The organism is Paenibacillus sp. FSL R5-0378 (assembly GCF_038009285.1).
In the GTDB taxonomy this organism is placed as follows: Bacteria; Bacillota; Bacilli; order Paenibacillales; family Paenibacillaceae; genus Paenibacillus_AQ; species Paenibacillus_AQ favisporus.
This window is the reverse complement of sequence record NZ_JBBPAY010000001.1, coordinates 2,735,721-2,748,378: the sequence shown is the minus strand read 5'-3', so window position 1 is coordinate 2,748,378 and position 12,658 is coordinate 2,735,721. Positions and strand designations below refer to the sequence as shown.

9 protein-coding genes are annotated in these 12,658 nt (G+C 54.4%); 8 read left to right on the top strand and 1 reads right to left on the bottom strand.

Annotated features, from left to right (window positions below):
• The first annotated feature begins 9 nt into the window (after window positions 1-9).
• The 8 genes from MKY74_RS12905 to sigJ all read left to right on the top strand — a co-directional run bounded on the left by MKY74_RS12905 (window position 10) and on the right by sigJ (window position 11,535).
• Entirely contained in the window at window positions 10-2,529 is a 2,520-nt protein-coding gene (locus MKY74_RS12905) for a glycoside hydrolase family 38 N-terminal domain-containing protein (RefSeq protein WP_076169138.1), read from the top strand.
• Window positions 2,530-3,095: 566 nt separating this feature from the next.
• Window positions 3,096-4,418: an ABC transporter substrate-binding protein gene (locus MKY74_RS12900; RefSeq protein WP_076169141.1), complete on the top strand. Its 1,323-nt coding sequence runs from the start codon at window positions 3,096-3,098 to the stop codon at window positions 4,416-4,418.
• A gap of 115 nt (window positions 4,419-4,533) precedes the next feature.
• The gene (locus MKY74_RS12895; protein ID WP_076169143.1) at window positions 4,534-5,427 is read left to right on the top strand and encodes a carbohydrate ABC transporter permease; all 894 of its coding nucleotides are present in this window, start codon (window positions 4,534-4,536) and stop codon (window positions 5,425-5,427) included.
• Window positions 5,427-6,260, top strand: a complete 834-nt coding sequence (locus MKY74_RS12890) for a carbohydrate ABC transporter permease (RefSeq protein ID WP_076169145.1) — start codon at window positions 5,427-5,429, stop codon at window positions 6,258-6,260. Before MKY74_RS12895 ends, MKY74_RS12890 begins: the two co-directional genes overlap by 1 nt.
• Before the next feature lie 29 nt (window positions 6,261-6,289).
• Window positions 6,290-8,098 carry a cache domain-containing sensor histidine kinase gene (locus MKY74_RS12885; protein WP_076169146.1) on the top strand — a complete coding sequence of 603 codons (1,809 nt, stop codon included), beginning with the start codon at window positions 6,290-6,292 and terminating at the stop codon, window positions 8,096-8,098.
• 30 nt (window positions 8,099-8,128) lie between these two features.
• Window positions 8,129-9,622 carry a response regulator transcription factor gene (locus tag MKY74_RS12880; RefSeq protein WP_076169147.1) on the top strand — a complete coding sequence of 498 codons (1,494 nt, stop codon included), beginning with the start codon at window positions 8,129-8,131 and terminating at the stop codon, window positions 9,620-9,622.
• A 176-nt stretch (window positions 9,623-9,798) separates the two neighbouring features.
• Window positions 9,799-10,458 carry a peroxiredoxin-like family protein gene (locus MKY74_RS12875; protein WP_076169148.1) on the top strand — a complete coding sequence of 220 codons (660 nt, stop codon included), beginning with the start codon at window positions 9,799-9,801 and terminating at the stop codon, window positions 10,456-10,458.
• A 213-nt stretch (window positions 10,459-10,671) separates the two neighbouring features.
• Complete coding sequence (gene sigJ, locus MKY74_RS12870; RefSeq protein WP_076169149.1) at window positions 10,672-11,535, top strand: RNA polymerase sigma factor SigJ; 864 nt, start codon at window positions 10,672-10,674, stop codon at window positions 11,533-11,535.
• Window positions 11,536-11,617: 82 nt separating this feature from the next.
• Here the strand turns inward: sigJ and MKY74_RS12865 are convergent, their stop codons facing one another.
• The gene (locus MKY74_RS12865; RefSeq protein ID WP_076169150.1) at window positions 11,618-12,451 is read right to left on the bottom strand and encodes an SDR family oxidoreductase; all 834 of its coding nucleotides are present in this window, start codon (window positions 12,449-12,451) and stop codon (window positions 11,618-11,620) included.
• Window positions 12,452-12,658 lie beyond the last annotated feature (207 nt).

The window sequence follows — 12,658 nt, the reverse complement described above, 5'->3', positions numbered from 1 at the left end:
GGATATACGATGACACTAGAACAACAGTTAAAACAGGCCGACGCGCCGCTGCCCGCCCGTAAGTGGACGATTTACGCCATTCACCATTCCCACACCGATCTCGGATATACCGATCGTCAAGAGAAGATCGAGCAGTACCATGTCGATTTCATCCGCCAGGCGCTGCGGATCGCCAATGCCGCTCATACAGGTGCCAAACCCGAATGGAAAGGCTTCCGCTGGACGTGCGAAACGTTCTGGGCGGTGGAGCAGTTTCTGAAGGCGGCTTCGCCCGAGGAGCAAAAATCGTTTGCCGAAGCCGTCCTCCGCGGCGACCTCGAGCTGTCCGGCACCTATCTGAACATGACGGAGCTGCCGGACGAACAGCTGCTCAGCAGCCTTCACAGCAAAGCCCAAGCCTACGCCGCCTCCATTGGCAGCCGTGTGGACAGCGCCATGACCGCAGATATCAACGGGTACGGCTGGGGGTATGCCGACAGCCTGCTGAACCATGATATCGAGCATTTGTTCAGCTGTATCCATACGCATCACGGCATGTACGCCCTTGGCCGCAAGCAGGCTCCTTTCTGGTGGGAAACGCGCGACGGCCGCCGCCTTCTCGTCTGGAACGGAGAGCATTATATGATTGGCAACGAGCTGGGCCTGTGCCCCGGAGCGCTCGGCAAATACATGATCCGCGACGAGTTCAATCACCAGCTGGTGGAACCGGAAGCGATCCATGACGGCATCGCCACGGTCCGCATCCGCCGGTACTTGGCTCAGCTGGAAGCCGAGCAGTACCCGTATGCGTTCGTCCCCGTCATGCTCTCGGGACTCGGCACCGACAACGGCGCGCCGAACAGCCGGATCATCGAATGGATCCAGGCCTGGAACGAGCAGCACGGCGATCGGATTACGATCGAAATGACCAGCCTGAGCGGCTTTTTTGCCCGCCTGAAGCAGGAAAATCTGGCCGAACTGCCCGTCCACCGGGGAGACTGGCCGGACTGGTGGACGGACGGCGTCAGCTCTACACCGATGCATACCCAGGTCTTCCGGGATGCCCAGCGGACGCTCCGCAAGGCGGTCAAGCTGGACACTGAAGCTGAAGCAAGCGTATTGAGCCGGGCCGAGATCGATGAGACAGAGGAAGCGCTGGCGCTGTATGTCGAGCATACGTGGGGCTACCATTCCTCTATTTATGAACCGTGGCATAAAAACGTCCAGCTGCTGGAGGTCCGCAAGCTGGCGCACGCCGCCGAAGCAAGCCGCCGGGCCTACCGCGCCTTGGACAAGGTGCTGCTGCAGCAGGGCAGTGCCACGCTGTACCCGGATCGGCCGTACCGGTTCCGGGTCAGCAATCTGGCCGGGCGCGAAGTGACGGAGCTCGTCACCCTCCAGCTGGACGGCTGGGAGCCCGGCGCCCTGCGCGAAGGCGTCGAAGTCGTGCGGGAGGATACCGGCGAAGTGCTGCCGCAGCAGTCCGTCCATCCGCACACCATCGTCACCGAGCTCAAGCTGCAGGCGCAGGAAACCTGCTTCCTGCTTCTGCGCCCGCTGGCTCAGGGACGGCAGCAGGGCACGACGACGACCAACACCCGCCTGATCGGAGCAGACCAGGTATACGACATGGACGACATGTTCCAGGGGGCTTCCGGCGCTGCCGGCCATCCGCCGATCCGCATGACCCGGAACGGCCTGGAATCCCCGTTCGTCCGTCTGGCCTGGTCCGACAGCGGCATTCATTCCTGGTTCAACAAGGAACTGGACACCGAGATGCTGCGCAGCGGCAATCCGTACGGTGCGTTCACACCGATCTACGAAGTTACCCGGCCGGCGGATGAGACGGACGCCTCCCAGGTATGGAGCACCCGGGCACGGATGGGCCGCAACCGCAAGGGGCTCCACGCCGAGCGCTCCGCCGGGCGCATTACATCGGTGCGCACCGTGGAGAACGGACCGCTTTATGCCACGGTAGAAATCACGTACCAGTTGAACGGCTTGTCCTACTTCGCCTTGTTCCTGCGGGTCCACTCCAACCGGAACCGGGTCGACGTGTCGGCCCGCTTCCATAAAGACAGCGTCTGGTGCCCGGAGAACGTCTACCTCTCGCTTCCTTTTACAAGCGGGGACACCTTGCGGGATACGCTGTATGCGGATAAACCGGGAGGCGTGGTGCGTCCGTGGAAGGACCAGATTCCCGGGACCTGCCTCGATTATGCCTGCGTCCAGGAAGGCATTGCCTGGCAGGATGACCGAAGCTCGCTGCTGCTGGCTTCGCCGGATACGCCGCTCATGCAATGGGGCCCGCTGGAGTACGGCACAAGACGCCTCCACACCCAGCAAGCGGAGGACGAGAAGCCGGAATCGTACGCCTGGCTGATGACCAACTATTGGGAGACCAATTTTAAAGCGACGCTCGGCGGCTTTTACGAATTTCAATACCATGTCAGCTCGGAGCCGGCGCTGCCGGAGGATGAGCTTGCGGCGGCTATCCGGGCGCTGCACGAACCGTTTGTCGTGTGCCGGATGCGTCCGGAAGGCGTGTAAGCGCCCAACAAGGCGCAATATTTGAAGGACGTCCATCGACGCCAGATTCAAAGAAGACAGACCGTATTTAGCGGAGGTTTTTCTTCCATATAAGAAAGATCACTCTCTGGAGCTTATACCTTCTTATATCTACAAAAGGAGCTGTCCCTCATGGGACGGCTCCTTTCTTGTTTGTTCTTCTGCTCATGCCAAAATGTACACACCGCTCCGGCGGAACTGCGGCGAACCAGCGCTGCAACTTCGCCCTTCTTCTTCGCTCTTTAAGTCCGCACCATCCCCTTCTTCCCTTTCTCTATGCACTTTAGCTCGTCACGAACAATCCCCTTTCTCCCCCACACTTATACAGCAAAATAATGCTATTCTCCGCCAACTCTCTTTAACAGTATTTTCTTCTTTCTCCTTCAATATTTAATTTGTTATTATTTTGTTATATAAATAACACTAATTTTTATTGTGATTAGTATAATAGAAGACAATAAATAACAAATGAGTACATTTAAAAAACGCATTCAAAAAGCTATAATAGCAATGCAAACGCTAACATATTCGAAATGGGGAGAGTAGAAATGAAAAAGAAATCTGTTACGTTGTTAGGATTTGTTATGATCCTGATGCTTTCCATGTCCCTGTCCGCCTGCGGATCAAGCGGCGGCAGTGATGATTCGGCCAGCAGCGGAGGAGGCACGGACACCACCGGCACTTCGTCCGGCGGATCTACCGGAAGCGGAACCGAGCTGTCGGGCAAAATCACGTTTTTGACTAACCGCACCGACATGATCGGCAAAGAGTATGACGATTATGTAAAGCGCTTTAACGAGAAATACCCGAATATCAAAGTGGAATTCGAGGGTTCGCAAACCGATTATAACCAGCAGGCCAAAGTGAGAATGGCCGGCGATGAGCTTCCGGACGTGATGTTTATCCCGACGATTCCGAACTCCGACCTGCCGAAGTATTTTGCTCCGCTTGACGATCTCGGGCTGGATGACAAGATTACGTTTAAAGACTTCAGATCTTATGAAGGCAAAGTATACGGGATCACAACAGGCAACTCCACTTCCGGTATCGTGTACAACAAAAAAGCGTTCGCCGATGCAGGCATTACGGAAATCCCGAAAACTTGGGACGAATTCCTGGCGGCTTGTGAAAAGCTGAAGCAAAAGGGCATCGTGCCGCTGGCTTCCAACTTCAAGGATAAGTGGCCGCTGAACAACTGGGTGTATGACCTGCCGCGGCTGATCGAGAACAATGCGGACTTCCCGAACGCGAAGCTGAACACGGACACGCCGTTCACGATGGACAACGGTTACGGCAAGGCGTTCAGCCTGATCCGTGAACTGAATGAAAAAGGCTACCTGGAGAAGGACATCAACTCCACCAACTGGGAGCAGTCCAAGAAGGATGTGGCATCCGGCAAGTTCGCCATGTACTTCCTTGGCAACTGGGTCATCAATCAAGTCGTCGGTGCAGGAACGACTTCGGACAACGTCGGCTTCTTCCCGCTGCCGTATGACAACTCCGGCACGCTGCGCGCCGCCCTTAGCCCTGACTTCTTCTATGCCGTATCCAAAAACAGCAAAAACGTTGATGCTGCCAAAGCTTTCGTGAAATGGATGATCGAAGATTCCGGTTACGAAGATTTCGCCGGATTCATCCCGCCGCTGAAAGACAAAGAGTCCAAGTTGGCTCAGCTGAAAGAATTCCAGGCTACCGGCGTGGAGCTTCAGGAAGGCACACCGGACGACGCGACGGTTACCGACATCCTCAATAAAGCCCAGATCGATTTGCCGGCCATGGTTCAGGAATTCGTCCTTGCCAAGGATCCGCAAAGCGTCCTGGATAAATGGAACAAGGCGTGGGCCAAAGCCAAGAAAGACCTCGGCAAATAACGCCTGCTTACAGAAACAGCCCGGCAAAGTGGATTATCCGCCTTAGGAGGTAATCCGCTTTGCTGTCGGCTTGCATCCAAGAAACGCCTATAAGCTTGCAGAAAGAAGGTATAGCATGTTCGGAACGCTCTCGTACCGCAAACAGAAGACGATCATTATCGTCTCTTTTTTACTGATTCCATTAATTCTACTAGCCACCTTCACCTACTACCCGGCGATCAAGCTGATCTATTACAGCTTTACGAACTGGGACGGCTACAGCCCGGAGAAGCCTTGGGTCGGCCTGGACAATTACCGGGAAGTGTTCTCCAATTCGGATATTTTCAAAGTGTTTGAGCACAATTTCGCTTACTTTGCGATGGGGATCGTCCAGAATATCATCGCCATTTACTTTGCTGTCGTCCTGAACAGCCGGCTGCGCGGCCGGAACGTGTTCCGGATTCTGCTGTTTCTGCCTTACATCATGAACGGCGTGGCGGTCGCTTTTATGTTCGGATACGTGTTTGACACAACCAACGGCTCGCTGAACCTGTTCCTCTCCAGCCTAGGACTGAAGCATCTTGGCGAAACGAGCTGGCTTGGCACGGAAGGGCTTGTCAACTATGCGCTGGCCTCTACCGGACTGTGGCGCTTTATGGGCTACAACATGGTCATTTACATCGCTTCCCTTCAGGCCATTCCGAAGGATATTTACGAAGCGGCGAAAATCGACGGTGCCGGCTCTTTGCAGACACTGTGGAAAATTACGCTGCCGAACATGAAGCCGGTTATTCAGCTGAACCTGTTCCTGACCGTGACGGGCGCGCTCGAAGTGTTCGACCTTCCGTTTGTGCTGACCAAAGGCGGACCTGCCGGAGCGAGCCAGACCTACGTGCAGCGCGTCGTGGAAACGGCCTTCGCCTACAACAACTATGGATTGGCCTCGGCGATGAGCGTCATCTTATTGTTCTTTGTGGTCATCGTACTTGCCGTTCAGCAGCTTGTGCTCAGCAGAGGAGGAAATAAATAATGCATTCGTCCAAATTCCGGATCCAGGATCTGATTAAATACTTGACCCTGCTCATCGGGGTATTCGTCGTCCTGTTCCCTCCCTATGTCGTCATCATTAACGCATTCAAATCGAGGGATGAATTTAACAGCAGCAGCTCAATGTCGCTGCCCCATAACTTTTTGAATTTCGAAAATTTCAAGGTCGTGTTCGAGCGCGGCGGCCTGCTCAGCGGGTTCGGCAACATTCTGATCATTATCGTCGTCTCGCTCGCGCTGAACATTTTGTTCGGCACGATGGTCGCCTATGTCCTGGGCCGGTTCGATTTCAAACTGAAACCGATCGTGTTCGGGGCTTATCTTGTCGCTACCATCATCCCGAGCATCACGACACAGGTTGCCACATTCGGCATTATCAAAAGCCTCGGGCTGTACAACACGATGGGTGCCCCGATCGTCCTGTACATCGGAGCCGACGTGATCCAGATCATTCTATACCTGCAGTTCATCCGCAACATCCCTTATGACCTGGACGAAAACGCCATGGTGGAAGGCGCATCCCTGTTCAAAATTTACCGTTCGATCATTTTCCCGCTGCTGACGCCGGCTACGGCGACGCTCATTATTCTGAAAACGATCAGCATTTATAACGATATGTACATTCCATATTTATACATGCCAAAGCAGAGCCTCGGCGTCGTCACCACTGTATTGATGCGGTTCCAGGGCGTCAACACGGCCGATTGGAACCTCATCTGCGCCGCGATTCTGGTCATCCTTTTGCCTACGGTCATATTGTACTTTTTCCTGCAGCGTTATATCTTTGAAGGAGTAACCAGCGGAGCGGTTAAATAAGACAAGCATCAGGGAGTGGACTATCGGTTATGAGTACTGCAATCGGCCGCATCATACGCAGGGGATGGCTCTTTCTGGCCAATCTGTCATTGGAGAAAAAGCTGATTCTCGTATTTGTCTTTCTGTTATCGCTGCCCATCACTTATGTCAGCTACCTGTCGGCAAGGTCCACGTTCAATTCCGTGCTGCAGAACGCCACCAACAACGCGGGACAGATGGCCGACAACGCCTCCGATACGATCGACCGGTACGTGGACGACCTGAAGCGCTACACGGCGCTTCCCCTGTATAACAAGGATGTGCAGTACTATCTCGGACAGGAACACACCGACTGGTACAAGAACGAGAGTATGGGCATGTTTCTCAGCTATCTGAGCCATACCAAAAAAGATGTCGTGGCTGTCTACCTCGTTGACCGGTACGATCATATTTTTTATGACAAGAACGGGAACATCAACGATCTGTCGGCCGAAAATCAGCTTCCCGGCTGGAAGAAGCTCTTAGGCGAGGCGGGCGGAGCCCGTCCGATCCTGGAAGGCCGCCACCCGATCACGGTTAACGGCAGCAGTACGATGGATGTCATCAGCGTACTGCGGACCATTAACTCGGCCAGCTCGCTCCAATATCTCGGCATCATCGTCCTGGATATCGATATCCGTTTGTTTCAGGGCATCGTCGAGCCAATGGATCGGGTGACCCAGGGCAGCTCGCTCATTATGGATGAGCAAGGACAGTTGGTGTACGCTAGCGGCAATGCGAATTCGGTTCAGGATCGGCTGACCGCGCTGATGACGGCGGCCAAGGGTCAGAAGGATGGCCATTTTGAATCGACGATACACGGAACCCGTTATCTGACCGTCTACTACACGTCGGATCAGACCGGATGGACGACGTCCGTCACGATTCCGCTGTCCAAAATTTTGTACAAGGTCCAGCAGAACAGCCGGGCGCTGATGGTTACGACCTTAATCCTGCTGGCGATCGCCCTGTTCGTCGCAACCTTCTTCTCTCACGCCTTGACCAAACCGCTGAAATCCATGGTTCGACTGATGCGCAAAGTTCAGCACGGCAACCTCGACGTCTGGATTTCGCCTAAATACAATGATGAGATCGGCATGCTGGGCAGCCATTTCAACCGGATGATTTTGCGGGTCAAAGACCTGCTCACCGAAATCAAGCTGACGGAAAAACGCAAGCAGACCGCCGACATGAGGGCGCTGCAGAGCCAGATCAACCCTCATTTTATTTACAATACACTCGAGTCCATCCGCATGCTGGCCGAGAGCAACGACGATCCGCGCGTCGCCAAGCTGACCTACCTGCTGGGAAACCAGATGAGGTATTCCATCGTCCGCAGCGGGGACCCGGTGACCATCCGGCAGGAGCTGGAGCATGTCCGCAACTATTTCGATCTGCTTGCCATCCGTTTCCCGGATAAATTCCGGCTCATCATGGATGTGCCTGAGCCCTACCTCGGCCTGTCGGTGCTCAAGCTGGTGTTCCAGCCGATTGTGGAAAATTCGGTCTTTCATGGGCTGGAGCGCAAGCCCGGACTCGGCACCATCACCATCACCGCTTCGCGCGAACAGGACCACGTCGTCTTCGTGATCGGCGATGATGGAGTCGGCATGGATGCCGATACCGTCCAGCAGCTGAACCGCAGCCTGAAGCACGGCGACGCGGGCGGTGCATTCGGCATCGGGCTGCATAATGTGGCCGAGCGGGTACGTCTGCATTACGGCGGCACCTGCGGTCTTGAAGTGGAGAGCGAGCCCGGGCACGGAACCCGGGTCATTGTGCGCATTAAGGAAGAACTCCCCGACGAAGACCAAGAGTAAACATCATTACAGCAAAGGCGGGAGAGAAATATGCTTCGAATTGTGATTGTGGACGATGAAGTTCTGATTCGCGAAGGCCTGTCGCGCATGATCGAAAAGGAAAGCGGCCTCTTCCGTGTGGTCGGGCAGTTTCCGGACGGCAAGGATGTACTGGACAGCCTTCCCGGCCTGGAGGTCGATGTGGTTATTACCGATATCCGGATGCCGATTGTGGACGGTCTAGATCTGATCAAGCAGCTGAAGGCTGCCCGCCCGCACGTCCGTTCCATCCTGATGAGCGGTTTCACTGAATTTAACTATGCCAGGGAAGCGATCCGCGCTTCCGCGGTCGACTATCTGCTCAAGCCGATCAACAAAGAGCAGCTGTTTGAGCTGTTGTACCAATTGGACGAGGAGCATCAGTCTTCGCTCGAGAAAGAAGCCTTGAGCCGCAAGCGGCTGCTTCATTCCTGCTTTCTGAGCGAGTCTCCCCTCCCCTATCTATCCGAGGATACCGGGCTGCCCCTGTCCTGTTATGCCACGTTCGTTCAGAAAGGCGGGTCGCTGGAAGCCGCAGCCGGGCGGATCCAGCAGCACCCGGAGCTCGTCTGTGACTGGGTCTCGGTCCAGGAGCGCATGCTCGCCTGGGTCTTTTATTTTCCGGAAGCTCCGGGGCATAAACAATTGGACCGGATCGCCCGTCTGCTGGGCGGCGCGGAGGAACAAAGCGAGGAGGAAACGGCGGTTCATATCGGATTCAGCCGCATCCACAACGGCACTGCCGAACTCAGAGCCTCCTATGAAGAAGCCATGCGAGCCTGCGACCTGGGCTTATACTCAGATTCGGCCCTATATTATGCCGACGGTTATGCCGGGGAAGCTTTCGGAGACATCGTCGAAGCGGAGGATGCCGTCAGCGGCATGAACCTTGCCGAGCAGCTGCAGCTCCTCCATATTCCAGCCGTGCTGGAATGCGTCCGTCAGGGCTTTGAGCGGCTGAAAGAGCAGCGTGCAGGTACCGGGACGATCGTCCGCGTCTGCAGTCAGCTGGAGGATATGGCATGCCGGGAAGTGCAGGAGTACCGGGAGATTCGGAGCAAAGAAGCCCGCGCCCGGCTGGAGACGCAGCTGCGAGCCTGCATGAGCTTCTCCGGCATGGAAGAATGCTTTGTGGAGGTGTTCAGGTCGGCGCTGGAGAAAGTGTACGGACTGCGCAGCGAGATGGGCGGTAAAGCCGTAGAGATCGTCAAGCGCTGGATCGCCGAGCATTACAGCGAGCATGCCGAGCTGAACACACTGGCGGCCATGGTGTATCTGACACCGAGCTACCTCAGCAAGCTGTTCAAACAGGAAACCGGTCTGACGCTGACCGAGTACATCACCGACGTACGACTTAAAAACGCCAAACGCCTTCTGCGGACCGAGACAAACATGAAGGTGCACCAAATCGGAGCGGAGGTAGGATATGCGGATCCCGCTTACTTTAATAAGCTGTTTAAGAAAGTGGTCGGCGTCACGCCAAATGAATATAAAAAGTGGAAATAGCCGCCAATAAACAAGCGCCCTGAATGATCAGGACGCTTGTTTGTTTTTATCCGCCGTTTTTTTTCGTTCCCCATGTCACAAATCAGACCCTTACCTTGTTATATGTGCAGAACGTCATAAAGCTGAAGAATGATCATTGGATTTACCCCACCATTTTTTCAAGGGAGTGTTGTTCCATGGCGGTCAAAGCATTATTGGATCAAGCAAAGGAAGGTTTTGTTGTCAAAGCGCCTCAAGAGGTGCAGTCGCAAGTTTTTCGGCACATTCAGGAGCAGCAGGAGTCCGGCGTCGTTTTCGGTCTCACGGAAGAGGACAAAGCACCGGATTTTACGCTAACGGGTCCGCTCGGTGAACAGGTGAATTTGTATCGCGAGCTTGCGAAAGGTCCGGTCATTCTGACATTTTACCGCGGCAGCTGGTGTCCCTTCTGCAATATCCAGCTTCGGGCTTATCAACAAATGCTGCCGGATATTGTGAAACTTGGTGGCCGACTGATCGCCGTTTCCCTGCAGAGCCCCGACAACTCGCTGTCGCATAAGGAGAAGGAAGAACTAACCTTCCAGGTGCTGAGCGATCCGAACGGGCGTGTCGCAGAAAGCTACCGAATCCTGTATGAGCTGCCGGATTACCTGCAGGATGCCTACAACAATTTCGGCCTGGACCTCACCGAGTTCAACCAAACCGATCGCTGGATCCTGCCGCTTACGGCCACGTTTATTATAGATCAGGAAGGGAATATCCGCCGCGCTTATGTCAATCCGGACTTCATGAAGCGTATGGAGCCTCAGGAAATTATCGATCAGTTGATAAAAATCCAAACCACCCACGAACGATAGGCAGCATCGTGCAGCTGCGGATTTCAAGACAAAGCTGTCCCAGATGTCATGATGACAAATGGGGCGGCTTCTTCATATTAACCAGACCTGAATTTCGGCAGCCGGTGAGTTTTCACTGCCCTTTTTTTCTTGACGTAAATGTGGTTTTTTATTGAAAATGAAAGAACTGGCATGGAAACTCCGCATGCACGCCCTTGAAAAGGAGAGACACGAATGGAGGAGCTGTACGGGAAATATAAAGCACTGCTGTTCACGCTGGCTTATCAGTTGACAGGGTCTGCGGCTGACGCGGAAGATGCGGTGCAGGACGTGTTCTTAAAGGCGTACGGCTTGCCCCCCGAACGTTTGGAGGAGCCCAAAGCGTATTTATGCAAAATGGTCACTAATCACTGCCTCAATCTGCAAAAGACGGCGCGCAAAAAGCGGGAAATGTACGTCGGTCCGTGGCTCCCTGAGCCGATCCGGACGCCGGAAACGGATACGCTCGAGACGGCGGTCGTTCGCCGCGATCTGCTGTCTTACGCCATGCTCGTCATGCTTGAGCGGCTGACGCCGACAGAGCGGGTCGTTTTCGTGCTGCGCGAGGCGCTGGGCTTCGATTATCCGGAAATTGCCGAAATGCTCGGCAAACAAGAAGCAAATTGCCGCAAGCTGATGGGCCGGGCAAAGGGCAAGCTGGGCATATCCGAAGAGGAGACGATCTCAGCCGAAGCCGCCGATATGGAATGGGTTGGCCGTTTCCTCACGTCGCTGAAGCAAGGAAACATCGATCATGTGCTCTCCCTGCTGACTGAAGACGTCATGCTCGTCTCCGATGGGGGCGGAAAAGTAACTGCGGCCACCCGTCCAATACAGACACGCGATCAAGTAGCCCGATTCCTTGCCGCCGTGTTCGAGGGTATACAGCCCTATGATCAAGGAAATCTTCACTCCGAGATTGCCCCTCTGAATGGCGGGTCCGGCATCGTCATCCGTTCGGGGGACGATACCGTGAAAGCTGTCTTTATGCAGCTCCGAGGCGGCAAGCTGTCCAGAGTCTATATCGTACGAAACCCGGATAAGCTTACCAGGGTTTAGCCCTTGCTTCGCATGACCAGATCATGAAAGAGCGGCTAACGAAGACTTATCGCCTACATTAGCCGCTATGTTCAAATGGAAATCAGTCAAAATCGGTTGAAAAAGCGAGATCCTTTTGCTGTTCCAATTCCGCCAGCCGCTCGGTAAGAGCTTTATGAATCGTCGAATAAGCGTCGCTGCCCAGTACGATTCTTTTAGGCGCAGGATTCCGGTCTACACTGTTGATCATCGCAGCAGCCATTTTGGCAGGGTCCCCCAGCGAGGGTGCCTTGGCTTCTTCGATAATCCGCCGCACATGGATGGCCGGGGAGGCCTCATAAGCATCTATCTTTGGTGCCAGCGCGGAGCTTTGATACCGGAAGTTTGTCCTTGCACTGCCCGGCTCCACAATAGTGACGCCTATATTAAAAGGGGCAACTTCAGCCATGACGGATTCGGCAAACCCCTCAATTCCCCATTTGCTCGCATGGTACAAAGAACTTCCCGGGAAAGCGGACTGGCCGCCTACGGTCGACAGCTGGAGGATCCGCCCATAGCCTTGCTTCCGCAAGTGTGGAAGAGCCGCACGCACCACCTGGATGGATCCGATCAGGTTCGTTTCAAGCTGATGGCGTATCTGCTCATCTGTCAACTCCTCTGCCGCGCCGAAAAGGCCGTAACCCGCGTTGTTGACTACGACGTCAATGCTGCCTAGATCATGAAAAGCGTGGTTTACAACCCGGTGTATGGCGGGTGTATCGGTGACATCCAGTTTGGAAACCCATAATAGGTCGCCGTATTTTGCTTGCAAATCATTCACAGCCTCCATATTGCGGACCGTTCCCGCAACCCGTTCCCCGCGTTTCAAAAGCTGCTCCGTCATTTGACGTCCAAAGCCGCTGCTAATGCCGGTGATCAACCAAGTACGTTCATTCATTGTCGAATCCTCTCCCACTCTCTTAGTATACGCCATTAGCTTTTATAACTAACTGGTTAGTTATAAATTACACCTATCGAACGATATTGTCAAATGGAAATGACTCATAGACTGATTCCGATACTATAATGACGTTTCTTCGAAGGAAGTTATGACCCCGCCCTGTTGAACCATGCCCGTTCCGGTTAAATACTATTGTAGTCATTT